At 48.4% G+C, this 24,319-nt stretch carries 26 protein-coding genes and 1 riboswitch; of the genes, 9 read left to right on the forward strand and 17 right to left on the reverse strand.

Annotation, left to right across the window (positions count from 1 at the left end):
• Window positions 1-70: 70 nt before the first annotated feature.
• The 3 genes from dnaI to BN6628_RS20010 form a co-directional block, all read right to left on the reverse strand.
• Window positions 71-1,027 carry a primosomal protein DnaI gene (gene dnaI, locus BN6628_RS20000; RefSeq protein WP_068620094.1) on the reverse strand — a complete coding sequence of 319 codons (957 nt, stop codon included), beginning with the start codon at window positions 1,025-1,027 and terminating at the stop codon, window positions 71-73.
• Window positions 1,028-1,056: 29 nt separating this feature from the next.
• Window positions 1,057-2,577: a replication initiation and membrane attachment family protein gene (locus BN6628_RS20005; RefSeq protein WP_068620095.1), complete on the reverse strand. Its 1,521-nt coding sequence runs from the start codon at window positions 2,575-2,577 to the stop codon at window positions 1,057-1,059.
• A gap of 145 nt (window positions 2,578-2,722) precedes the next feature.
• Window positions 2,723-3,925 (reverse strand): helix-turn-helix domain-containing protein, encoded by a 1,203-nt coding sequence (locus BN6628_RS20010; protein WP_068620096.1) that lies wholly within the window; start codon window positions 3,923-3,925, stop codon window positions 2,723-2,725.
• 176 nt (window positions 3,926-4,101) lie between these two features.
• Here BN6628_RS20010 and BN6628_RS20015 point away from each other — a divergent pair, with 176 nt between their 5' ends.
• Window positions 4,102-5,454, forward strand: a complete 1,353-nt coding sequence (locus BN6628_RS20015) for an MFS transporter (protein WP_068620097.1) — start codon at window positions 4,102-4,104, stop codon at window positions 5,452-5,454.
• A 215-nt stretch (window positions 5,455-5,669) separates the two neighbouring features.
• Here the strand turns inward: BN6628_RS20015 and BN6628_RS20020 are convergent, their stop codons facing one another.
• Complete coding sequence (locus BN6628_RS20020; RefSeq protein ID WP_068620098.1) at window positions 5,670-5,969, reverse strand: YuiB family protein; 300 nt, start codon at window positions 5,967-5,969, stop codon at window positions 5,670-5,672.
• A 160-nt stretch (window positions 5,970-6,129) separates the two neighbouring features.
• Between BN6628_RS20020 and hemQ the strand changes: the two genes are divergently transcribed.
• Window positions 6,130-6,876: a hydrogen peroxide-dependent heme synthase gene (gene hemQ, locus BN6628_RS20025; protein WP_068620099.1), complete on the forward strand. Its 747-nt coding sequence runs from the start codon at window positions 6,130-6,132 to the stop codon at window positions 6,874-6,876.
• Between the two features lie 181 nt (window positions 6,877-7,057).
• On the opposite strand, the gene BN6628_RS20030 is transcribed toward hemQ, so the two are convergent.
• Window positions 7,058-7,312: a hypothetical protein gene (locus BN6628_RS20030; protein WP_068620100.1), complete on the reverse strand. Its 255-nt coding sequence runs from the start codon at window positions 7,310-7,312 to the stop codon at window positions 7,058-7,060.
• A 1-nt stretch (window position 7,313) separates the two neighbouring features.
• Window positions 7,314-8,507, reverse strand: coding sequence for an NAD(P)/FAD-dependent oxidoreductase (locus BN6628_RS20035; protein WP_068620101.1), 1,194 nt, complete (start codon window positions 8,505-8,507; stop codon window positions 7,314-7,316).
• A 403-nt stretch (window positions 8,508-8,910) separates the two neighbouring features.
• On the opposite strand from BN6628_RS20035, the gene BN6628_RS20040 reads away from it, so the two are divergent.
• Window positions 8,911-9,912, forward strand: a complete 1,002-nt coding sequence (locus tag BN6628_RS20040; RefSeq protein ID WP_068620102.1) for an NAD(P)/FAD-dependent oxidoreductase — start codon at window positions 8,911-8,913, stop codon at window positions 9,910-9,912.
• Between the two features lie 312 nt (window positions 9,913-10,224).
• Here the strand turns inward: BN6628_RS20040 and sda are convergent, their stop codons facing one another.
• Window positions 10,225-10,368: a sporulation histidine kinase inhibitor Sda gene (gene sda, locus BN6628_RS20050; protein ID WP_068620104.1), complete on the reverse strand. Its 144-nt coding sequence runs from the start codon at window positions 10,366-10,368 to the stop codon at window positions 10,225-10,227.
• A 310-nt stretch (window positions 10,369-10,678) separates the two neighbouring features.
• On the reverse strand, window positions 10,679-11,341 hold the full coding sequence (locus BN6628_RS20055) for a YheC/YheD family protein (protein ID WP_068620105.1): 663 nt from the start codon (window positions 11,339-11,341) through the stop codon (window positions 10,679-10,681).
• Window positions 11,342-11,606: 265 nt separating this feature from the next.
• Between BN6628_RS20055 and BN6628_RS20060 the strand changes: the two genes are divergently transcribed.
• Window positions 11,607-11,810, forward strand: coding sequence for a hypothetical protein (locus BN6628_RS20060; RefSeq protein WP_068620106.1), 204 nt, complete (start codon window positions 11,607-11,609; stop codon window positions 11,808-11,810).
• A gap of 42 nt (window positions 11,811-11,852) precedes the next feature.
• On the forward strand, window positions 11,853-12,071 hold the full coding sequence (locus BN6628_RS20065) for a hypothetical protein (protein ID WP_068620107.1): 219 nt from the start codon (window positions 11,853-11,855) through the stop codon (window positions 12,069-12,071).
• A 120-nt stretch (window positions 12,072-12,191) separates the two neighbouring features.
• On the opposite strand, the gene BN6628_RS20070 is transcribed toward BN6628_RS20065, so the two are convergent.
• Both BN6628_RS20070 and BN6628_RS20075 read right to left on the reverse strand, forming a co-directional pair.
• Complete coding sequence (locus BN6628_RS20070) at window positions 12,192-12,542, reverse strand: helix-turn-helix domain-containing protein (protein ID WP_068620108.1); 351 nt, start codon at window positions 12,540-12,542, stop codon at window positions 12,192-12,194.
• Window positions 12,543-13,062: 520 nt separating this feature from the next.
• A complete protein-coding gene (locus BN6628_RS20075; RefSeq protein ID WP_068620109.1) occupies window positions 13,063-13,422 on the reverse strand; it encodes a HesB/IscA family protein in 360 nt (119 codons plus the stop codon).
• 320 nt (window positions 13,423-13,742) lie between these two features.
• Here BN6628_RS20075 and mqnE point away from each other — a divergent pair, with 320 nt between their 5' ends.
• The 3 genes from mqnE (at window position 13,743) to BN6628_RS20090 (ending at window position 16,684) form a co-directional block, all read left to right on the forward strand.
• On the forward strand, window positions 13,743-14,846 hold the full coding sequence (mqnE, locus tag BN6628_RS20080; RefSeq protein WP_392397649.1) for an aminofutalosine synthase MqnE: 1,104 nt from the start codon (window positions 13,743-13,745) through the stop codon (window positions 14,844-14,846).
• Window positions 14,847-14,892: 46 nt separating this feature from the next.
• The gene (locus BN6628_RS20085) at window positions 14,893-15,954 is read left to right on the forward strand and encodes an NAD(P)/FAD-dependent oxidoreductase (RefSeq protein WP_068620110.1); all 1,062 of its coding nucleotides are present in this window, start codon (window positions 14,893-14,895) and stop codon (window positions 15,952-15,954) included.
• 163 nt (window positions 15,955-16,117) lie between these two features.
• Entirely contained in the window at window positions 16,118-16,684 is a 567-nt protein-coding gene (locus tag BN6628_RS20090; protein WP_068620111.1) for a hypothetical protein, read from the forward strand.
• Between the two features lie 115 nt (window positions 16,685-16,799).
• On the opposite strand, the gene BN6628_RS20095 is transcribed toward BN6628_RS20090, so the two are convergent.
• The gene (locus tag BN6628_RS20095) at window positions 16,800-17,054 is read right to left on the reverse strand and encodes a YuzB family protein (protein ID WP_068620112.1); all 255 of its coding nucleotides are present in this window, start codon (window positions 17,052-17,054) and stop codon (window positions 16,800-16,802) included.
• Between the two features lie 79 nt (window positions 17,055-17,133).
• Here BN6628_RS20095 and BN6628_RS20100 point away from each other — a divergent pair, with 79 nt between their 5' ends.
• A complete protein-coding gene (locus tag BN6628_RS20100) occupies window positions 17,134-17,379 on the forward strand; it encodes a NifU family protein (RefSeq protein WP_068620113.1) in 246 nt (81 codons plus the stop codon).
• Window positions 17,380-17,525: 146 nt separating this feature from the next.
• Here the strand turns inward: BN6628_RS20100 and BN6628_RS20105 are convergent, their stop codons facing one another.
• The 6 genes from BN6628_RS20105 to BN6628_RS20130 all read right to left on the reverse strand — a co-directional run bounded on the left by BN6628_RS20105 (window position 17,526) and on the right by BN6628_RS20130 (window position 24,314).
• Window positions 17,526-18,302, reverse strand: a complete 777-nt coding sequence (locus BN6628_RS20105) for an SDR family oxidoreductase (protein ID WP_068620114.1) — start codon at window positions 18,300-18,302, stop codon at window positions 17,526-17,528.
• Between the two features lie 537 nt (window positions 18,303-18,839).
• The gene (locus BN6628_RS20110; RefSeq protein WP_068620115.1) at window positions 18,840-19,697 is read right to left on the reverse strand and encodes a MetQ/NlpA family ABC transporter substrate-binding protein; all 858 of its coding nucleotides are present in this window, start codon (window positions 19,695-19,697) and stop codon (window positions 18,840-18,842) included.
• A 60-nt stretch (window positions 19,698-19,757) separates the two neighbouring features.
• Complete coding sequence (locus tag BN6628_RS20115) at window positions 19,758-20,426, reverse strand: methionine ABC transporter permease (RefSeq protein ID WP_068620116.1); 669 nt, start codon at window positions 20,424-20,426, stop codon at window positions 19,758-19,760.
• Window positions 20,426-21,442 carry a methionine ABC transporter ATP-binding protein gene (locus BN6628_RS20120; protein WP_068620117.1) on the reverse strand — a complete coding sequence of 339 codons (1,017 nt, stop codon included), beginning with the start codon at window positions 21,440-21,442 and terminating at the stop codon, window positions 20,426-20,428. The genes BN6628_RS20115 and BN6628_RS20120 overlap by 1 nt, the downstream gene beginning before the upstream one ends.
• A gap of 78 nt (window positions 21,443-21,520) precedes the next feature.
• Window positions 21,521-21,668: riboswitch (SAM riboswitch) on the reverse strand.
• Window positions 21,669-21,780: 112 nt separating this feature from the next.
• The gene (locus tag BN6628_RS20125; RefSeq protein WP_068620118.1) at window positions 21,781-22,488 is read right to left on the reverse strand and encodes a Cthe_2314 family HEPN domain-containing protein; all 708 of its coding nucleotides are present in this window, start codon (window positions 22,486-22,488) and stop codon (window positions 21,781-21,783) included.
• 53 nt (window positions 22,489-22,541) lie between these two features.
• Window positions 22,542-24,314, reverse strand: coding sequence for a UbiD family decarboxylase (locus tag BN6628_RS20130; RefSeq protein ID WP_068620119.1), 1,773 nt, complete (start codon window positions 24,312-24,314; stop codon window positions 22,542-22,544).
• Between the last annotated feature and the right edge of the window lie 5 nt (window positions 24,315-24,319).

Here is a 24,319-nt window from a genome sequence, read left to right on the forward strand (position 1 = left end):
AAGAGATCAGGCTCCCTGTCAGCAGCCGCTAATACCGGCTACAAAAATATGACAATAATTAAATATAATCTTATTTGCGGCTGCCGCGCTTATTCGTCCCGTTAACCGGCACCACATCCACGAACGGGGCAATCCGGTCCATCAGCCGCTGGCCCTTATGCGCTTCTTCCCCATCCTTGCTGGTGAAGCTTAAATGCTTCTCCAGTGCCTTGAGATCATAATTGGACGTATAAAAGGTCGGCTTGCGGTTCATCCGGTAATTCAAAATCGCCCCCATGACATGGTCCCGCACCCATGGGTTCAAGTTCTCAGCCCCAATATCATCAAAGATCAGCAGATCGGCTTCCTTCATGATCTCCACCGTCTCCTTCAGCTTCTGGCTATCCTGGAGCATGGATTTGAGATCCTCCACAAATTCCGGCATATATACGATGACCCCGGAATAGCCCGCCTTGGCCAGCTCATGAAGCATGTAGGTCATCAGGAAGGTCTTGCCGGTGCCAAAATGGCCTACCAGATAAAGGCCTTGCACAGCAAGCCCGTTCTCCCGGGTCTCGTTAATATACCGGAACACCTGAGCTACAGCCGGTGACCGCATGCTGTCCTTGGACATGATCTCAACCATGTCATAACCATCCTGCAGCGCCCGCTCATCCACATAGAAGCTGCGGATTCGCTTCTTCACCTGAATTTCACGTTCCCGGGCAAGCTGCTTGGGGCAAGGAACCTGGCGGTCATACAGCCGTGGACTTCCCGCAACGTTCTCTACGGTTAAGCGGGTGAAGTGACCCTGAAAGTCATTAGGGCACAGGTCAAGCCCCGGACAAGCCTCGCAGTGACGACTGTCCTTCACATATTGATACAGCTTGCTGACATTCAGCGTGAGCTGCCCGTCACTGATTTCAGGATGGCGGGAACGCAGCTCCTGGATACGCGGATCGTTCAACAAATCCTGCAGAATCTGTTCGGACCGCTGCCGAAACTGCGGACTTTTCATTTGCTGAAGCATTTCCCCCAAAGACTCCATGTTCTCACCTTCTTCATTCTATTCCGGGATTAATAACCATTCTTCTTGTTCGCCTGCATCATTTCAGCCATCTTAATCAGCTCGGCGAACTCTTCTTCCGTTACTGCCGCTTCCGCTTCAGGCAGGGTACTCTGAACAATAGGAATTTCCGGTTTCAGCTTGGCATTCCGGCTGTAAGATCTTGGGCGCACGCCTGACGCAGAGGCCGCAGACTCGTTCTTCACTTTAACCTTTGCCTGCTCCCGGATATATTGAACTGCCTTCTCATATGTATCCACCTGCTTCATCAACATATTAGAGGCAATAGCATTGACAAAATTACGGTTGATCCGCTGCTCACCACCCGTAGTGAGAAGATTCATAAGATAGTGAATGAGCACATTAATGACTTCGCTTGGCAGTTTGTAATTCAAATCGATATTCTCGAAGATATCAAGCAGATTGTCAGGGACTGAACCCGGGAAGAACGTCTTAAGCAGCCTGGTATAAGGCTCATTTCTCAGCATCATATTGTATTGATGAATGTCACACTTGGCGAGGAACTGCGGAGGCACTTCAACGTAGTACTCCATCTGAACCGCATGTTCAAGCGGAGGCTCTGCCGCTGCGGCAGAATCATGCTGCCTAAGTGAGATCACTTTGCCACCCTGAAGCTGACGCTCTTCCTTGCGCTTCTTCACCTGGCGGAAGGACAGGCTTGCCGCGTGCTCCAACTGCTCCTGCACGACAGTTCCATCCGGACCGAATACACCGTCTTCATCTAGGAGCCGGCACAGATCCTGAACGGAAAGCTCGTATTTATGGGCAATATAGTTAATGGTACCCAGCTGCTCGACATTATAGCGCAGGGCTTCTACATAAGCCCGGTTAGCTGAATCTCTAGGGAATCGGAGAATAATGTCCGCATAATTGAAGCTGTCTGTTTCGGCCAGCCGGATTCCAGGTTGTCTGGATATGGAGACCTCCGCAATAGCCTGCTCCAGCTCATAGTCAATCGAATGGGCATTTAACTCGAATATTTCGTAAAAAGGCACCGAGATGTTCTCTTTGTTCATCGAACGTCCGGCAAGTTCATTGTGTTCACGGCTCCACAGCTGTTCCTGAAGGGACAGCACGGCAAATTTGCCGATCTTGTCACGAAGCAGCAGGGTCAGATGCTGGGTCTTGAAGAACTCGGCAGGAGACAATGGGGCCTCCAGTTCATACTCATACAGATAGTCATCATTCTCAGGGAGATAAATCCGGCTCGTCTGCAGAAGTCCCACAGCTTCAAGCTTTGAGGCCATTTCGATCAGCAGCTTACGCCCCTTTTCGCTGGGTTCGAGGCCCAGGGTAAGGAACAAGCGGCGCTGCTGCTCTACAGGGGAATACCCGACTTTCTCAAGCGGCACCTGTTGGCAGAGCAGCTGATAAAGAGAGACCGCCAGCGCGCCCACCATAGGCTGATAGACCTGGCTTAACATCACTCCGTCCACGGTGCCAAGACCGAAGTCGCGATATACGCAGTAGGAGTGATTCTCTGAGAAATGATGCAGGTTCGTAATGCGCACGTACTATCGCTCCTTTCATGGCAAAATGTAGACTTCATCTATTCTATCATAAATCCCTCCGGCCGGAATCGTTAAAAGATTACAAAATTCGCCGAAATTGGCTGCTTAATAAAGCGTGAGAAATTCTTCCTCACTCTATTGGCTTTTATTCGGACTTGTGGAATAAACGGTAGGTTTCCTCTATGAAATTCTTCGAATAATTAAGAGGGAAATTGCGTACCCGTTCATAAGCTCTGGCAGACAGCTTAGCAGCTTCAGACAGAAGGCCGCGCTTCGCAGAAAGCCGGGCCATGTAAGCATCGGCCGCATACAGGTTGGACCGATCCAGCGGGTGATAGGCTGTCTCAGGGATAACCACCCGTCCAAAGGCGTCCCAGGCTTCCTCATCATGACCGGTATTATAGTAGTAAATCCCAAGCTCCATCCAGTAATTGGCGCTTTTCTTCTGCTGAAGACCAGCAACCTTCTCGATAAGCTCCAAGGCCTGTGCATAACGGCCTTCCCGGTTATGAATCCGTGCTTCACTCATCTCAATGTAAGCTAGCGTTACCTTGTTGTCTGTGGCCTCCGCGTAGAGCTTCGCTTTCCTTCTATATTCGTTCGATTTCTCCTTATCGCCGCTCTCATAATAGTTATTGCCCAGCATTCGCAGGAAGTGCTCCGTCAAATAGTACACTTCCTGCTCTTTGGACAGGGTAAGAGCTGCCAGCATCACGTCCCTGCTCTCCTCGTTCATACCCAGTGCGGACAAAGAGACTGCTTCGGCGTAATACAGCTCAAGCTCGAACAACGTATCCTTTCCAATCTTCTTCTGTTCATATTCGCGCCGCACTTCCCGGATCAAATCCAGAGAAGAGCCATATTTACCGTGGGAGAACAGATGCGCATAGTTCATATATTTTACTTTGGCACTTTCAACAAACAGCCCAAAGCGTTCATAGATGTCCACGGCCTTCCTGATCGCCTCTTCCCCGCCACTATGAACTGTATGAAAACAGGCCTCTGCATAATACTCCATCATGCGGGCCACATCCAAAGTCATAGGCAGTTTGCCTTCAAGAAGGGGCTGCACCTTCCGGACAATCTCGGCGTATTCCTTATGTTTCATATCCGTCTCCAGCTCACGGACAAGCTCCGAAATCCCCTGCCCGTCATCTTCGCCAAGGAAATACCCCGCATCCTGGCCTAGCTGCTCGGCTAAATAGCGGAGCGTCCGCATGGACGGCATCGCCTTGCCGTTCTCAATTTGGCTCAGCATGCTCTTGGTCATATGCTCTCCCGCCAGTTCGGTCTGGGTCATGCCGAGCTGCTTGCGCAGGTGCTTGATACGTTCTCCAATTTTAGTCATGCCGTTCATCCTCATCCTGATTTATAAATCCAAGTATATCTTAACCGGACAGGAAGGAAAAGAGACGACCTCAAAATAAAAGTTAAATAATATTTAACTAAGCTATTGCAAGCAGGAAATTTATTGCATATACTAAGTTTAATTTTATTTAACTTTCAAGATGAGGTGAATAGTTCATGGATCAGACTTCCAAAGTGCCGCGGGAGGATATTCGCAACATAACTCTCATGTTCTCAGGCAAGCTCTTCTCCCTTCTGGGCGCAAGCATGTATACGTTTATATGTGGATTGTATATTTTGAAGCTAACGGGTTCAGGCAGCCAATTCGCCATTACCCTGATCTGCGGCATGCTGCCGCGTATTATTCTCGGGCCTGTCGCTGGAGTTCTGGCTGACCGGCTTAACCGCCGCAGGTTAATTATCGGCTCGGATCTGGCTAGTGTTGCCGTCATGCTGCTGGGATTCTTCGCCGTAGCGGTCAACGGCCCGTCTGTGCCCTGGATTTACGCAACGCTGATCCTGTTGTCCGTATGCTCAAGCTTCTACAGCATTACCATCTCCTCTTCGCTGCTTATGCTGGTGGAAGAACGAAGCATACAGAAGGCCGGCTCCATGAACCAGATGGCCACCTCCATCGGGAATATCCTCGGACCGGTTTGCGGAGGTTTCCTCTTCGCATTTGTCTCCTTGGATACCTTCATGCTGATGAATACCGCGGGCTTATTCATTTCATCCTGCATGGGCTATGCCCTCAGGTTCCGCTCCGGCTCTCAAGCCGGCGGAGCCTCCGCACAACCAACAGATGACGCAAGACCTTCGGGTTCTCTGGCATCCCAATTGGTTGGAAGCCTGGCTGGAGGCTTCGGCTATGTCAGAAAGCACGGATTCCTATGGTCGCTTCTGCTCATCTGCTTCTGGGTCAACTTCTTTGCCAGTGCAATTGGTGTAACGCTTCCCTACATTATGGTGCATTCCCTTGGTATGGAATCCAGGGAATATGGCGTTGTCGATGCCTCATTTGCGGCAGGCATGCTGGTCATGGCAGCCATCCTGTCCGTCCGCAAGAATACGGCCAATCCACTGTCTCCTCTGCTAAGAGGACTGATCCTGCTGTCGGTGCTCATCGCCGCCATGTCACTGCCCTATCTGCCTTACTTCGGCAAGAGTCTGGCCTATTTCTATTACATTGGTCTCATGATGCTTATCGGTGTAGTCATTATTTATATCAACATCCCTCTTCAGGTGTTGTTCCAGACCACTATTGCCCCGGAGTACCGGGGACGTGTATTTGGCATTATTGAGACGATGGCGGGCGCCATTGCTCCGCTCGGAACCATTTTATATGGCGTGCTGCTGGACTGGATTCCCGCATACTACCTTCCGGCAGTCTCAGGAATCTCCCTGCTTGCCGTTACCTTGATCGGCAGCCGGAGCTTGCGGCTGGAATACAACACCTCCAGGGGGAAGCTTGCCACAGGCGCATTGAAGCCGGCTGCCGGATCATCCATACAGCCTGGAGGCTCTGTGTAACAGGGAGCAGAAAAAGAACCTTCTATACCAATAAGCTATATAAGCTTATCGCATGGAAGGTTCTAATCCTTTTTGGCTACCTTATATTTATTCTTATCTTTTCAGCCTGCCGTTTCATCCTCCGATAAGAATACAAAGAAGGAGCCGTCCCAGAAGACGGCCCCTTCTTTTTGTTTGGAGTTCGATTTGTGTTCGAAACTCTTGTTAACATAGAGTTAGAACATTTTGTAACCGCCCAAACGAAGCTTCTGAATGGTCCAACCGCTTAATATGGCTCCAGCAAGCCCCGCTACAGCGGTCAAATAATCAACCAGATGGAATGACTGCAAATAAACGCCCAGACTCTGGGTATGATCCCATAGTGAATACACCACGATAGGTAAAATCACGATGATAAAGATGTAACTTGGAAACCAGGTTGTCTTCATCAGCATATTTAAAATAAATCCGATCCCGAACATCATCACAAAAAACAGAACCATCAGTATAAATACAACAATAAACCCAAGACCCATGACTCTATCTTTGCTCCCCTCTATCAACACTGCTTAATGCCAGTTTACTAAAAAAAGGCGGGGTAGGCAATGAAGTTTATGAACACTTCATGAAGCCATTTGCCCGCCCTGCTTCTCTAGGCTACAATGAACAATAGAGCTTAATTATAGGAGTGATAAAATGAACGAAGCAGCTTTAACATTAGAAGGATGGTATGCGCTTCATGATTTCCGTTCTATAGATTGGACAGCCTGGAAAGCGGCCGACGATGAAGAGCGCGCCGTAGCACTGGATGAGCTGAGTGTATTTCTACAAGAGTGGAAAGGAACTGAAGAAGCCGGCACAGGAAGCACAGCCGCATATTCCATTGTTGGACAGAAAGCAGATTTCGTCATTATGTACCTTCGTGAAACGCTCGATGAGCTGGGTCAGATCGAAGCGGCTTTTAATAAGACGGCTTTTGCGGAGTATACCACCAAGGCCTATTCTTATGTCAGTGTGGTGGAGCTTAGCAACTACTTGGCATCCGGTGACGGTGATCCGAAGCAGAAACCGGAAATTATTGCACGGCTTCAACCGGCTCTGCCGAAGTCAAAGCATATCTGCTTCTATCCGATGAACAAGAAGCGGGAGCTGTCCGACAACTGGTACATGCTCTCGATGGAGGAGCGCCGGGCTATGATGCGCAGCCACGGTCTAATTGGCCGCAGCTACGCGGGCAAGGTTAAACAGATTATTACCGGCTCCGTAGGCTTCGATGACTGGGAATGGGGCGTAACCTTGTTCGCCGACGATCCGCTTCAGTTCAAGAAGCTGGTCTATGAAATGCGTTTTGATGAAGTCAGCGCACGCTTCGGTGAATTCGGCAGCTTCTATGTCGGCAACCTTCTGACCGAAGAGCTGTTTGCCGAAATGCTCAAATTATAATTTTATATAAAATGAACTTATGCCGGTTACCCTTATGGGACGCTGCGATGCCGAGATCGGTTATTTTTTAAAGTTCGTTTTAGATAGAGCCCCTTTAGAGCAGGCGCTTATGCAAACAAGGGTGCCGCCCGGCAGTTACACAGCCGGGCGGCACCCTTGTTTAATTTACAAAAATGAACTGTCAATCCTCGTCTTCCTGCTGCAGCCGCTTGATCGATTCCAAGAACTCCGCTGTTGCCCGGTCACGGTCACGGCTCTTCTCCTTCAGCCGCTCGATTGCCGGAAGAATCAGAATATCAATTTCCTTCTGCACATGATAAGACAAATCATATCGTTGCTGGCTCTCCAGGAACGAGCCCACTTCAATCAGTCCGTTATAGCGGTCAAGCTCATCCCGGGTAAGCAGCCCGCGTACCTGCACACTGCAGTGCCTCATCTTACAGGAACCGTCCTTTTCTTAGAACTAGCGGAATTCCACCGATAATGAACAGATATCGCATATCCACCAGCTTTTTCAGCTGGGCCGCAGTCCATCCTTTATATTTCTTGGTGCCAACGGTTGCGATCGCCTCCCCTTTGCCGAGGGACGCCACTGTTCCTTTGTTGCTGAACACAAACTTCTTAGGCTGCTGATTCCGAATGGAAGCCACAACATTATGGGCGCATACGACACCCTGCTGCATGGCAATTTGAGCGGTAGGCGGATAGGGTCTACCCTCAGGATTGAACATCAGCGAGTTATCCCCAATAATGAACACATGCTCATGGCCCGGCGCCCGGAGATATTCGTCCACCTTCACGCGGCCGCGCATAGTCTCAAATCCCGCCGCATCGACAAGACGGTTTCCACGGATTCCTCCGGTCCATACCACGGTAGCCGCTTTAATCTCCTCATCCGTAGCCAAAGTGACTCCCTTTGCCGTGCATTCCTTAATGGCCACCCCGATCTTGAAGGTAACTCCCTTCTTCCGCAGGACCTCCATAGCATATTCCACCAGCTCCGGATCAAACCCCGGAAGCACCGTTGGTGCTGCTTCAACATTGTAGATATGCACCAGGGACGGGTCCACATCATACTCCTTGCACAGTCCAGGAATCCTGTCGGCAAGCTCAGCCACAAATTCAATTCCGCTGAAGCCCGCACCACCGACAACGAAGTTAAGCCGGTCTTTGCGGTTCTCATCCATCTTATAACGGGCGAACTGATACTCGATATGCTGGCGGATCAGCCGGACAGAGTTGATGCTGCGAATAGTCAAGGCGTGCTCCGCAAGTCCCGGAATACCGAACGATTCCGGCTCGCCGCCAAGCGCAATAATTAAGTAATCGTACGATAACGTCCCGTCTTCCAGTATGACTTTTTTATCATACAAACGGATTTCCTGTACATTAGACTTAACTAGATCTATCTTAAACTCATCAATCAGCTTGGAAATCTGCACACGGGTATGATCAATGGAATCCGTACCCGCTGCTGGCATGTGCAGATGCGTGGTGAAGTAATGATAATCATGGCGATTAACCAGGGTTACATCGGCCTCGTTGTAATTCAGTTCCTTCTGCAGTTTCTGAGCGGTGAGTATCCCGCCGTATCCAGCACCCAGAACAACAATTTTAGGTATGGAACTCATCTCTATGTTCTCCTTCCAGACTGCTTCGCTCTATATTTGTTTAAATCGCCAAAATTATTTGTGAAATTATACACTTAAATTTTTAGGGTATTGCCGCTCTATTATGAACATCTTAATAATGACCATGTCAAATTAGGTTGTTCCTCTCAAAAAACCGGCCAAATTTCACCTGATTTTGTCCTGATTTCCTTGATTTAAAGCCTTTTTAAGCTTTTAGCTCTTTTGAATGATAAAGGCTTTAAACTAAAAGATCAAGTCTTAATTTCAAGGTCAAATGGACAAATCAAAGACACATTTTCAGTGTATTTTTCTGAGTGATTTCAGAAAGATTTGCAAGAAATGAAAGCAGGCTTATAATTAAATAGGATTGATTTGTGTTTATCATTTTGGAGGTGTTTGTTTCATGTCAGGCCAAAATCAAGGCAGCGAATTCACGGACTTACTTATTATCGGGGGCGGACCTGCCGGAATGTTTGCTGCTTTTTATGGCGGTATGCGCCAAGCTTCCGTGAAGTTAATTGAAAGTATGCCTCAGCTGGGCGGGCAGCTTGCCGCGCTCTATCCTGAGAAATATATTTATGACGTTGCGGGTTTTCCCAAGGTGACTGCCCAGGAGCTCGTTAACAATCTGAATGAACAAATCCGGCGCTTTAATCCGGATATCCGTCTGGAAGAAAAGGTGCTTGATGTCGAAAAGCAAGATGAGCGCCATTTCATCGTAACCACGGACAAAGGTGTTCATCACGCCCATTCCGTCATCATCACAGCCGGAGTTGGCGCATTTGAGCCCCGCCGTCTGGAGCTTGAAGAAGCCGCACGCTTCGAAGGTCAGAATCTGCACTATTTTGTCAGTGACCTGAGCAAATTTGCGGGCCGGAAAGTTCTGATCAGCGGCGGCGGAGACTCAGCCGTAGACTGGGCTCTTATGCTTGAGCCTATCGCTGAACGGGTGACCCTGATTCACCGCCGGGACAAATTCCGGGCTCATGAGCACAGCGTGGAGAACCTGATGGCTTCCAGCGTTCAGGTCATCACGCCTACAGAAATTACTTCCCTGCATGGTGACGAACAGATTGAACGTGTAGTTCTCGCCCATACTAAAACGGGCGAAACCCAAGAAATCGAAATTGATGATGTGATCGTCAATTTTGGATTTATTTCTTCCCTGGGCCCGATCTCCGAATGGGGCATCGAGATCGACAACAATTCCATTGTCGTCGACTCCCGAATGGAAACATCAGTACCAGGAATTTTTGCGGCCGGAGATATTACCACATATCCCGGCAAGCTTAAGCTGATTGCGGTTGGCTTCGGCGAGGCTCCTACCGCCGTCAATAATGCCAAGGTATATGTAGACCCATCTGCTAAATTGTCACCGGGACACAGCAGCAACCTTAAGCTGTAAGTAAATACACATGATCTGACACAATGAAGGGTATCTTAACTTCTGGAGACAACTGTCCCTGAAGGAGAGATACCCTTTGTCGTATATATGCGCACTTTGTAACGGCCTGCTTCCCTTAAACCTTGCTTGTCCCGATTGTGGACAACAGCTTGAGGATGAAGGCAGGCTCCAGGATTATGCAGGCCCCTACAGCCCGTATGGCTCAATCGACCAGATCACCTCTGTACAAGATGCTGGCTCAACCTGTGAGCATATTGCAGGCTGTCCTGCCTGCAGAGAACACTTTATATATGAAGTAGAGCTGCAATACTCCTAATGAAGGACGAGCTGAATCTCTGGATTAAGTTCTCTCTTGTGGATCTCGGCCAACAGGAGTGCAATGAATTCCCTGTCCAAACGCAGCTCTTTGGCCATATGATAAGAATCCAGAAGCATTTCGTCTGTTAACGTCGCCATTTTCACCACTCCTTCCTATTTTTTCCTTATTCCTATCATAACAATAATAGATTTAAGGAACAAGCGTTCTGTTATCCACAATTATCTGTGGAAATCCTGTGAATAATTTGTTAGCAAACGCTGAATTTGTTGTCATTCGGTTGAGGATATTGTGGATAAAAGTTATTCACAGGAGTTTATACGTTTTAATTTCTAGTAAAATTATTTTTCCGCTATTTCTTCAGAGCTTAAGGCAACAGCTTTTCTAATACATTAACCTGACACAAGCAGGAAGAAACCTGTTTTTTACATTTTTAACCGCTTTATCTAGTTATTGAGGCCGGGTATTGACTTCAAAAATCCAAATCCGTCCCTCCCGGTCTATACCGTAATCAAAGCCAAGCTCTCCGATTCCAGGAAATCTGCGTTCCAATATGCTGATGCAGTTTTGAGTCAGACTCTGCATTCTCTTTTTTTGAGATTTCACTGACGATGCGGGCACCGACCTGACAAGAGCCTCTTTGGCTGATAGCTGTGTCCCGCCTTTGCAGAGATTGGTGACAAACAGACCCGGCCGAGCCAGTCTTCCAACCATTGCGCGGTACTCCCAGCCTCTCTCGGTCTTAGCCACCTTGACTCTGTAATCCACAGGCCTGCCGGCAATCCGGGCCAGGTGAATCCCCTGTTGAATCAGATAAGGGCGTTTCACCATGACTCTGGATAAGGCGCCAAACATAGCACTAAAGCTAGAGAATGAGCGCTCTTGTGCCAGGTTGGTGAACGAATACCTGCCTCTTCTGTACGTTACCTTGATTACCCCATACCCGCCGCCTCCGCGAACCGGTTTGATAACCACCATTCCATATCTATGAAGCATCTTCTTCAATTGAGGGGCACTAAACATTCTTGTCTGAGGAATATGTCCCTGAATCCGGGCATCCGAAAGAAGCGCTTCCGTCTTCAACCATTTATTCGCCAGCTGTCTTCCCGCCATTTGAGCCTCCCCTTTCCTATAGAAATCAGCATGCTAAACATCCATAAACTGTCTCAAGATACATACTCCAAGTGTCCATCTATATAGTTATTCATACTCAGGACAAGGCTGTTGTTCTTGGATGTATGTCCACCGCATACGCCTGATTTAACAAAATTCGGCACATAACCAGAAACGGTCTGAATTTGTGCTTTAACTCTTTTCAAACGGGGGGTTCTGGTATATAGTAAACCCGTACCTATTGTTATATGGGAGGAAACTTCTATTGGAGCAGTTATTCGGACTTCTGTATTGGATTGCCATGATCGCTATGTCCCTTGTGCTTGTAGCAGTTACCATTGCTGTATTTGCTATAGGTATCCGCTTTATTAAGGACTCCAGAAGAGGCCTGGGGAGCTCCTGCATCGCATTCTCCGTTCTAGCCGCAGGAATGATCTGCCTTATGCTGAACAAGCAATTCTTCTCCTAAGCCCGTTCATGTTGGTGAACTACCCTAGTAAAGGAGCAGGCAATGAATCATACATTAACCGCAGATATGGATTTCTTCGCAGCGGCCCTGTCCCAGAGAATCATCTCTGCCTGGCAGGAAGATGAGGCTGGGGTCTACTGTGAGTTAGGCCGCGGTATCGTCGAGAAATATTCTCCGGATTATGTTCGTATCCGTAACATAGAGACCGGCAAGAAATCCCATTATGCACGTGATATAACGATGTTTAGCGCAGCTAATTAAGCACGAAGAACCCCCCTTCTGTTGGAAAGGGGGGTTCTTTGTATTCTTTGTATAATCGGTGAAACTACATATTTCGCATTCCATAAGTACGCGGATAATGATGCTGATGTTTTTTTGAGGTCAGTGTTTATTAAGCATACTGTATTCAATCCATTTATCTATTTCTGCTCTATTGAAATATTTTTGATTACCGATGTCGATAAATGGGATAAACCTATATGTATCGTAAGAATGAAGTTCCGCTCTTTCTCCAACTTGACTCTTAATAAGCAAATTAAAGTCGTTTAATGTAATTCCCATGTATTGTGCTGCCTCGGCAGAAGTCATTAGAGCTTTTGCCGTAGTAGTATTATTTTGAGCTTGCACGAAATGTTCATTGTTTTTTAGCCCATTAGTTACTATCCAAGCTGATAAAATAAGGCATCCTCCAAGTACAATAATAGAAATTGGCAGCAAGATTTCTTTTTTCACTGTTTCCCCCTCCATTACTATATTCGTCTGTTTCTTCAGCAATATTTTTCTTATTCGCCATTGTGCTCTTATATTCCATGTTGTCTTCAAGCGGCTGTGATAACTGTTTATGTTTTGGATAGGGTTACGTAAATTGCCTCATCATACAACCGCTCTGCACAGTTTCCTGCCCCTTAACAAAATCATCCGGTACGGGAGCAAAAGCTGAGTGATCTTTCGGGATAGTTTGGCTTCTACATAAACCTCGCTAAACCGGGAAATAGAAGCACTCCTAAAGATAACAACAAATACAACACTGCTGTTTTGTAAGAACCTGTACTCATTTTATCACCCCAGACATATCCTATTTTTTTATGTAGAATTCGCCGGAAATCCAAGAATTCCCTCCCATTATTAATTCACAGCCCTTGGAACATCACCCACGTAAACATAAATCTCTTTTTCATTTCTCTTTCAATAAAACAAAAACGACCGCTATAACGCATATTACGTCATAAAGGCCGTTTTGCATATTATCCCGTCAGCACTGCTCCGGATTCGGCTGTCCCGCATCCTCGCGTGTGCGGAAGCTTGAGCCGCAACCGCAGGTCGCAATCGCGTTCGGATTGTGGATGGAGAACCCGCCGGACATGCCGGAAGCTTCATAATCAATTTCGAGACCATTCAAATACTTCAAGCTGTCCTTGTCTACGACTACCTTAATCCCGCTTACGTCCATGTAGACATCGGCTTCGGATTCCTCATCGTCAAATCCCATGCCATAGGAGAACCCGCTGCATCCTCCCGGCTGTACACCAAGACGAAGGAACATGTCAGGTGTCTCCTGTTGGGAGAGCATTTCTTTTATTTGAGCTGCTGCCGCATCCGTGATATTAATCATTGAGATTCCCTCCTTATCCTTACACTCCTAAGTATACTCCACATTAGAACTCCCCTCAAGAGACGGAAGAACCGCGCCAGGAATCGATTTATACTTATTGCCCGAATAGAATGGGAGGTTTATAATGATATGGGTGCATTGGTTTGTCACAATTCTGACAACTACGAACCAGGTCTTTTCACTGACCAACCTGTTCTAAATTTCACAATGATGGTTTCCCGCTGTGTCTCAGCAAAGCGTCTAAGAAGACGTTATTTCATATCCGATTTGCCATAATGATAACTCGTATGACAGTTCGACTTCAGATTGGAGGAATTTCCATGTTACTTACTGCCCCTCATATTGATCAAAGAATGGCAGAAATCGTTGAAAAGGTTCGCCGCGGCGAGCGGTTAAATCTTGAAGATGGGGTATATTTATATCAAAGCGACGATCTGCTTACGATCGGCCAGCTGGCAAATGAGGTTAACCTCAAGAAGAACGGCAAGAAAGTTTATTTTATCGAAAATATGAGCTTGTACTTCACGAACGTCTGTGAATCCTACTGCGCGTTCTGCAATTTCCGTAAGGATCAGGGGGAAGAAGGCTCTTACACCCTGTCAGGCCCTGAAATGGTGGAATATGTGGAACAGCACATTCACCCAGGTATCCGTGAATTTCATATTGTAGGCGGGCATAATAACCATGTGCCTTTTCAATATTATGTAGACTCCCTCAAAGCACTGAACGAGCGGTTCCCTGAAGTCACACTCAAAGCGTACACTGCTGCCGAGATTGACTTTTTCACACGCATCAGCGGTCTGAGCATTGCCGAGGTTCTGCAAGAGCTTCAGAAAGCCGGGCTGAAGTCCCTGACCGGAGGAGGAGCGGAGATTCTATCCGACCAATACCGGGAAAAGATGAAAGTCGACAAAGCGAACGTCGACCGCTACCTTGAAGTGCACCGCACAGCCCATCAGCTTGGCATCAGAACAGGAACTACCATGCTGTACGGCTCGATCGAGAGCCATGAGGACCGGATCCGTCACATGATGCAAATCCGTGACCTTCAGGACGAGACTGGCGGATTCATGGTTTTCATTCCCCTCTCCATGCAGCCGAAGAGCAAGAACGCAAGCATCATGCGCCGCAACTCCGCGTATGAGGATCTCAAGACCATTGCCATCAGCCGTCTGATGCTGGACAACATTCAGCATATCAAAGCCTATTTTATTAATATTGGTACACAGCTGACCCAGGTATCCCTGAGCTTTGGAGCATCGGATGTTCACGGCACCATTCTTAAGGAGAAAATCAGCCACGCCGCCGGTGCCAACACACCGGAAGGCCTGACCCGCAAGGAGCTGATCTGGCTGGTTAAGGGAGCTGGACGTATTCCGGTTGAACGGGACACCTTCTACAACGAAATCGAGGTTTATGAGTAGATCGCTAAATCGTATAACAAGCAGGACAGAAAGGAACCGATAAAACATGAAGCATTTTGTTATTCTAGGTGGAGGTTACGGCGGAGTCACGATTGCCAATACGCTTCTCAAAGGAAATATGCCAAGCGATATTCGCCTGACGATGATCGACCGTATGCCTTACCAGACAATGAAGACGGAATATTACGCGCTGGCCGCAGGCACGGCCTCTGACGTGGAACTCCGCGTTCCCTTCCCCGTGCATCAGAACCTCAATATGAAGTACGGGGAGGTCACTTCCGTTGACCTTGAGAACAAAAAGGTAATCATGGAGAATGATGATCCGGTTTATTATGACCAGCTTGTTATCGCTTTAGGCTGTACGGACCGTTTCCATGGAATTCCCGGGGCCCAGGAATATGCTTGTACCATCCAAACGATGAGCGCCGTCCGGGAGACCTACCGCCTCCTGAATGATACCAAGCCCTATGGCCGGGTGAACATTGTTGGCGGAGGACTGAGTGGTGTGGAGATAGCTGCTGAGCTTCGGGAGAGCCGTCCAGATCTCAACATTGCTCTGATCGACCGAGGAGCAAGAGTCCTGTCTGCATTTCCTCCTAAGATGTCAGCCTACGTGGAGAAGTGGTTCCACGAGCATGACGTGGAGACGTTATCCCATATCACCATTACTTCTCTAGAGCAAGGCGTGATCCATACAACTGGCGATGATATTTTGTCTGATGCCACGGTATGGACGGCAGGCATACAACCGGTGGAAATCGTGCAAAAGCTTGATGTGCCCAAGGATCACCAAGGCCGTGTGCTGCTGAATGAATATTATCAGATTCCAGAGCACCCTGAGGTATTCGTGTGCGGGGACTGCGCCAGTCTTCCATTCGCCCCAAGCGGTCAAGCCGCCGAGGGTCAAGGCGAACAGATCGGTCATATTGCACTTGCATTATGGCGTGGCGAGACACCACGGCTTAGTCCGATCAAGCTGAAGGGAACACTCGGATCTCTTGGCAAGAAAGCCGGCTTTGGCCTTATGGGCAAACGCCAGGTTATGGGACGAGTTCCCCGGATTCTCAAGAGCGGTGTACTATGGATGTCTAAACATCATTTTGGCTAATTGCATATATCTCAGGTAATCAGGAACGGGAGAAATCCCGTTCTTTTTGATTTCATAAAATTTCTAAGCTTACATGAACTTGTAAATAAATGGTTGATAGATTTATAGATTTCTTATATGATTATTTTGGAATATAATCCCTTTAATGGAAGGATGATGTTTAATGATGAAGAAGCACTTAGCCATCTTAGCTTTATGTTCCGTTACTATTGCAACCGCTTTATCCGTGAATGCAGGGACGACCAACGCCTCTGCGGCATCACAGCCAGCAGTTCAAGCCAAGGCGGGAACAACATCATTAAGCGCATCCCAGACCCAATGGGTTGCCATCGGCTCCCCTATTCCCGAGGGCTGGGTTATCACAAGAACCTCAGGAAATATGAATGAGATTACAAATGTTAAAGGAAGCAGCTATGGGCGTGAAATTTGGGTCATGCTCGGCTCTCCAATTCCTGAAGGATGGGTTATTTCACGGTCCACGGGCACCATGAATTTAATTACTTATGTGAACGGCGCCAGTTACGGCCGTGAGGTTTGGGTCATGCTCGGCTCTCCGATTCCTGCCGGGTGGGTTATCACACGCTCCACGGGCACCATGAATTTAATTACTTACGTGAATGGCGCCAGCTACGGCCGCGAGGTTTGGGTCATGCTCGGCTCTCCAATTCCTGAAGGATGGGTTGTGGTTAGATCAACAGGCACTATGAATTTACTCCGTTACGTAGGCTGATTAACCTTAGCCATCTGGGCATTTTAATTTTCTATACAAAAAGAGACCGCCCCTTACTTCGGAGCGGTCTTCCTGTATATATTCAAGGCAAGCCTGCGATTACCTCTATTTGCCACTAGTCAAGATCCAACTCGGACCAGGCATCGATTTCTTTAATTTTGTCCATAATACGTTCGTACAGCTGCTCTGCGCTTTCTGCCTCGACGAACTCGCCGTTCACAAGGGCAAACGGGGTCAGATAGCATACGCCACAATGTGTCAGACAGCCGTATTCAAGCACATCGTAGTCTGGACAATCCTCCAGCTTTTTCATGACCTCATCGGTTCCAAAGTGCATATTATTCACGCAAAATTCTATAATCGGTCTCATGCAGTAATCCTCGCTTTGCTAATGCCATTTAAATTTAAATCCGTTTGTAATATAATATATAAGAAAGGAGTTGAGAAATATGAGCCAAAATGCACAAGATACTTTGTATGATGAAGTACTGGAAGTGCTTGATAAACTTCGCCCTTTCCTGCAGCGCGACGGCGGTGACGTCGAACTCGTTGACGTGGAGGATGGCATCGTCAAACTGAAATTGGTGGGTGCTTGCGGCAGCTGCCCAAGTTCCACAATCACACTCAAAGCAGGGATTGAGCGCGCGCTGTTTGAAGAAGTCGAAGGCGTTCAAGAAGTTGTACAAGTATTTTAAATTATAAATTCAAGTACGATCTTCAAGCTGCCGGCCTTCGTGGCCGGCACTTTCTGTTTTAGAGCCATGGACCAGAACCGGCTGCCGGACATTCAGGCTCTTTATTACCTTATTCTGTCCGGATGGATAGAACTTAGCCAAGGAACTTAGGGGGACGGCTTAATCCACGGACGGATTGGGTCAAGTCCTCCTGAAATATCCATAATATTTCCGGTGATAAAGTCAGACTCAGGCTGACACAAGAAGGCGATAACCCGCGAGATATCTTCCCCGCTGCCAGGTCTGCCCCTTGGTGTCTCCCCATCCTGCTCTCCACTAACCTCGGCAATGGACTTCTCCTTGTTCACACCCCGGATGTCTCCCGGGCAAATCATGTTCACGGTAATCCCATACGGGGCTTCTTCAACAGCAAGCGTCTTCGTAAAAGATACAAGTCCGGTCTTCGCAGCAGCATAAGCCGCCCGATGAGGCCATGCCCGGGATTCCGCAGCATGCCCGAATCCAAAGTGGATGATCCTGCCCCATCCTCTGCTGCGCATCCCCTCAAGCACCATATGATCAAGCAGCATAGGGCCTACTAAATTCCCCTCAATTAAGGACAGCACCTCTGCCCTGCTGTACTCCGCAAAGAGCTTTCGTTCCCGGATGAACGGGCCCGCATTATTCACCAGAATATCGATCCCGCCCAGAGTTCGCTCCACCTCAGAAACCAACCGTGTGATATCTTCCACACTTGCGACATCCGCACGCACAGCAATACACCGGACACCTTTATCTTCAATCACAGCCTTCAGCTCAAGAGCCTCAGCTTCACTATGAACATAATTCAGAGCAATATGACAGCCTTCATCCGCTAACGTAAGCGCCGTCTTCTTCCCCAGCCCTTTGGCGCTGCCCGTAATCAATGCAATTTTACCTTTCACCTGCGGATTCCTCCCCACGGCAAGCCGTCAGCCTAATAAATACGTACTCCCTATCAAGTATAAAAGATTTGGCTTATCCCCACAACTTGCATGGAAAGGTCATGACGGCCTTACAAGCAAACATTGAAGAAACCTGAAGAAGCAGAACGGGGCTGTTCCAGAAGACGGCTCCTGATTTTGATTAGGAGTTCGGTTAGTGTTTGAAAGGCTCCGAGAACGAACGTTGCTACTGTCGCTGTTGGTTTTGGATTTCCTGAATTATTTTCAGAAAATGAATTCCAAAACCAAACAATTAAAAGAAGAAGCCGCTCCTTGGTAGAATGGAAGTGTCTAACAACCACGCCAAAGGAGGGCTTCTTTTTGTACATTCCTTGAAATTCGTTCAAGGTCTAATTATTGCTGTCTTAGAACGCTGGAACAATTGAACCTTGGCACAATTGTTTCTGTCACTTCCTCAGCAATAATTGAGCTCTGGCACAATTGTATCTGTTACTTTTCTCCAGGAACAATTGAGCCTTGGCACAATTATTGCGTTTCTTAGAACGCAGGAACAATTGAGCCTTGATACTTGTCTTCGATAAATTTCTTAACATCGGCGGAAGTCAGCGCCTTAGCCAGTTTTTGAATCGCTTCGGAATCTTTGTTGTCCGGACGGGCTACGAGGATGTTGGTGTAAGGTGAATCCTTATCTTCGATAAAGAGAGCATCTTTGGTTGGAACCAGCTTCGCTTCAAGCGCATAGTTCGTATTGATCAGAGCCAGGTCAACTTCATCAAGAACACGCGGCAGCATAGCGGCCTCAAGTTCTTTAAATTCAAGGTTCTTCGGATTTGCAGTGATATCCTTCACTGTTGCGGAGATTCCAACTCCGTCTTTCAAGGTGATCAGACCGTTCTTGGCAAGCAGAAGAAGTGCACGCCCGCCATTGGTAGCATCATTCGGGATAGCTACTTTTGCGCCATTCGGAATTTCGTCTTTGGTTTTGTATTTCTTGGAGTAAGCACCGAAAGGTTCCACATGCACGCCCACCACGCTTACAAGGTTAAAGTTGTTCTTTTTGTTCTGATCATCAAGGTATGGCTGGTGCTGAAAGAAGTTGGCATCGAGCTGTTTCTCGAACACCTGCGTATTTGGCAGGACATAATCGGTGAACTCTTTAACTTCCAGATCCACGCCTTCTTCTTTCAGCTTTGGTTTGATGAAATTAAGAATTTCAGCATGGGGTACAGCAGTAGCGCCTACAACCAATTTAACCGGTTCTGTTTTAGTTTCCGTAGTGGTTTGTGTTTTGCCAGTATCCGCAGATCCCTGTTGTGATTCCTGTGGTTTGTTACCGCAAGCGGCAAGCACCAAAATAAGTGTAAGTAGCAAAAAAGCTGTTGACCATTTTTTCATTTCCAAACCTCCAATTTGTTATTGAATAAGGATTATTATTACCGTTATATTTGTGTTTCCTTATTTCCTTGTAAAATGAGCAACCAAGCGGTCGCCAAGCATTTGCAGCAGCTGAACGAGAATGACCATAAACACTACGGCTACAATCATCACTTCCTTCTCATACCGCTGATAACCGTAGCGGATAGCCAAATCTCCCAGTCCACCACCGCCTACCATACCGGCCATGGCCGTATAAGATACCAGCGTAACCACTGTAATTGTCATACCGGCAATGAGCCCTGGCATCGATTCTGGAAGAAGCACCTTCCGGATAATCTGCAGAGTAGATGCCCCCATGGAAGTTGCTGCTTCGATTACCCCGCGGTCAACCTCACGCAGCGCGGTCTCCACAAGTCTTGCAAAGAACGGCGCAGCCCCGATCACAAGCGGCGGAATCGTACCTGGAACCCCGATCGATACTCCAAAAATGGACCGGGTAACTGGAATCAGCGCAACAATCAGGATGATGAACGGCACCGATCGCAGAATGTTGACAACGAGTGATAAAACCCGGTAAATAAACCGGAAGAAAGCTGAATTGGAACGCGCGGTTACGAACAAGAGAACACCAAGCGGAAGACCGATAATAAAGGTCAACAGAGAGGAAGCACCCAGCATTTTCAAGGTGTCTATCGTAGCCTGGCCCATTTCCTCCCAATCCACTAATGAGAAGTCAAGTCCCCACATCAGTACATCACCTCCACATCAAGATTGCGTTCTCTGAGAAGTGTGATGGTCCGGTCAATACTTGCGGCATCCCCTTCGAAGGAAACAAGCAGCTGGCCGTACGGCACTTCCTTAATCGTGGAAATCGTCCCTTGAAGAATCGCAAAGTTCACATTCGTCTCACGCACAATCTGAGACAGCAGCGAGTCATAGGTCTGTGATCCAAGAAACGTGATTTTGACCTGTCTGGACGATCCAGAGCTGAGCGAGGACAGCGCCAGCTTAAGCGCCTCAGCCCCAGTTGATTCGCGGTTAATAAACTCCCGGGTCACCTGATGCTTCGGCTTTAGGAACACCTCGGTCACCGGCCCCTCCTCCACTATGCCCCCGGCATGGATGACAGCCACCCGGTCACAGACACTTTGAATGACGTGCATCTCATGGGTGATAAGCATAATCGTAAGATTGAACTTGCGGTTAATGTCCAGCAGCAGCTTCAGAATTGAATCTGTTGTCTGGGGATCAAGCGCCGAAGTCGCTTCATCGCACAGCAGCACGTCCGGATCATTCGCTAACGCCCGGGCAATGCCCACCCGCTGCTTCTGTCCACCGGACAGCTGGGACGGATACTTGTTCTTATGATCCTCCAGCCCGACAAGAGCCAGCAGTTCATTCACCTTTTTGTCTATGGCGGCTTTAGGTGTGTGAACCAGTGTCAGCGGGAAAGCGATATTGTCATATACGGTCGCAGAAGAGAGCAGATTGAAATGCTGAAAAATCATGCCGATCTTTCTCCGGTGCTGCTGAAGCTCGCCTTTCCCCATAGAGGTAAGGTTGGCACCATTCACCCAAACCTCTCCGGATGTTGGACGCTCCAGCAGGTTGATACACCGGATCAACGTGCTCTTGCCAGCCCCCGAATGACCGATGACACCGAAGATCTCCCCTTTATTTACCGTTAAATTGAGCTTCGACAAGGCTGTCGTTGCTTTGTTCTTTTTGCCATAAGATTTAGTAAGTTGTTTAAGCTCTATCAAATCCGATCCTCCTCTATATCCAAAAGCGAAAAGAGCCCCACGCAGAATTGTAGGGCTCTCAAAATTTGAGACTTTGCCTTCTCATCTGCCAGAAGCGTACCTCATGTACGCTCTGAAGGATTTAGCACCATGTCATTCAACGATGGAAGGTCTAAAGACCTAAACACACATTTGAATCGGTTGCCGGGCTTCATCGGGCCTGTCCCTCCGCCACTCTTGATAAGAAATATGAAATTTTCGGGTTGGTTCATGAAATCTTTTCTGAAACTGTCTCTCAGTATAGAGGCTTTTGCACCGTTTGTCAAAGGCAATTTATTCATTTTAACAAATTAATCCGATTAGAATACTTTTATATTTGAGAGCGTATATTTAAATGACACATTCAGTGACTCCAGCACCATTTGATAACCGTCCATCAGATCGGTCAAATGCTGATCCATATCCTCAAGCTCAAGCTTTCCATGCGGGGCTTGATTCTTCTGCCAGAGATCATCCTGCATTTCTGAATTCATGTAGTGAATCTCCGTATTCCTCCGGCGGCGCAAGCGGGATAATGAATCCTTATGCTGTTCCTTGATCTCCGTCAGACGCTGCCCGAGCCTAGGATGTACCCCAAGATAGCTGAACTGCCGAAGAACCGTGAAATAAGAATAATGCGGCTTCACTCTAGCCGTGTTGAGTCCGTAAAGCTCATTTAGGACCGTACCCAATTTATCCAGGATGGAGAATACGCGGATGAACCCGTCCTTGTAGAAATATACATAACGAGCGTAGTCCCCTTTTTCCTGGGGTCCCATCTCTGCAATATACCTGGTATGAACCTTGTGCCGGAAAAACGCGGAGGCGTGCGTACACTGCTCCAACTCATCGAGGGAGGCGGCAAGACCCTCTATCCAGATCTGAAGCTTGGAATAATCAAGCTTAGAACCGCTGCTTCTGTCCGGTCTGGCCTGGAAGTGCTGGATTACCTGCCTCATGGTCTTGAATGTGTCTGACAATAGCCCCTCATCCCTGCGGGGCGGCTCTCCAAGCAGGCTGCGCAGCATACACGGCCCCCTTTCGATTGCTGATTTGTCTTAGGCGAAATTGCTGATTTATATCAGGCAAAATAACTGGACCAGCGCTGATCCACCAGTTTCACGATATCCTCACGCGGGAACAACTCATCCGGGTAACCCGGCTTCATACGTGCATCAATTACGAGCGGTAGGTTATACGATAGATGATGCTGTTGTATCTCAGCATCCGCATAAATATCCGAAGCCGGGTTAAATCGTGTAAATACCGTCCATGTGAATGAGTTCGATGACTTGGCCACTTCCTCAGCATGATCAACCAGGACAACGAGCGGCCATTTCCACTCGGCTCCCTTCTCCTTCAAACGGGCGAGCAGGCGGGCCGGCAGTTCTGGTTCCTGCTCATATGCGGCACCCGACACCACCAGGCACCCATCATGGAATACCGCGATCTCATGGATTTCAGCGATCTCGCCATCCGTATATTCCCGGGGAAGTTCACGTACCGGGTCCCCTACGCCAATCAGGATCGCTTTACTACCGTGGTTAAGCTTCAGCCCGGTATAATCCAGAGTATCATTCGACGTTTTATTAAAAATAAATAAGTCCGTTCGCGGGTTAAACCGTTCTAGTACAGTCTTGAGTGTAATCTTGATATCGGCAAGATCCACCGGCACATTCGTCAGCATCAAGAACTTCGTCAGAGACAGCTGGCCTTCGCCAAGAATCCGGAAGCCCGCAACCAACGCCTCTCTTGAATAGCTCTCACGGACGACAGCGGACGCGAGCGCATGGAATCCACTCTCAGAGTAAGTCCAGAGGGACCGTACACTTGGCATAACTACAGGGAAAGCTGGAGATAACAGCTTCTGAAGGAAATCCCCGATGTAATAGTCCTCCTGCCGGGGCTTGCCGACAATCGTTGCAGGATAAATGGCATCCTTGCGGTGCCACATATGGCTGACCTGAAGGACCGGGAATTCATGCTGAAGCGAATAATAACCAAAGTGATCGCCGAATGGTCCTTCAAGGCGGCGCTCATGAGGGGGCACGAATCCTTGAATGGCAAATTCCGCCTCCGCCGGAATCCGGTGTCCACCCATCGGGTTATCTGCCATCGGCAGCTTCTCCCCAAGAATGAAGGATGTGACCAGCAGTTCGGACAAATGCTCTGGCACCGGAGCGATGGCACCAGCGATCAGGGCCGGTGGACCACCAAGGAATACGGATACAGGCAGCGCTTCTCCGTGTTTCTCGGCCTCATGGTAGTGGAAACCTCCGCCCTTCTGGATCTGCCAATGAACACCTGTAGTCTGATCGTCGTAGATCTGGATGCGGTACATGCCCAAGTTGTTGTCTTTGGCTTGAACCGGATTCTCAGTGTAGACAAGCGGCAGGGTCACGAACGGACCCCCATCCTCCTGCCAGCTGGTCACCTTCGGAAGATCCGCAAGCGGACGATCCGTACGGCATACCTGAAGAATGGGAGCCTCCCCCTTAGGTACCGTCTTCATTCCTACCTTTAACACTTCCCGAATCAATCCCCGCTCATTCCAAAGCGCCTTGGGAGTTGGTGGGAGCAGGGTGTTCATCGCGCCGACAAGACGGTTAGCCAGCTGTTCGGGACGCGGTCCAAACGCCATTTCCACACGCCGCGGGGTCCCGAATAAGTTTGTGACCACCGGGAACGGTGTGCCTTTCACATTCGTGAACAGCAGGGCCGGGCCCTCTTCAGCAATGACCCGCCGGTGAATTTCCGCAAGCTCCAAATAGGGGTCAACTGGCACATCAATTACCGCCAGCTGTTTGTCCTTGCGCAGCGCCTCAATCCACTGTCTTAAATTTCTGTAACCCACAGATG

It is taken from the genome of Paenibacillus tuaregi (assembly GCF_900086655.1).
GTDB classification, from domain to species: domain Bacteria; phylum Bacillota; class Bacilli; order Paenibacillales; family Paenibacillaceae; genus Fontibacillus; species Fontibacillus tuaregi.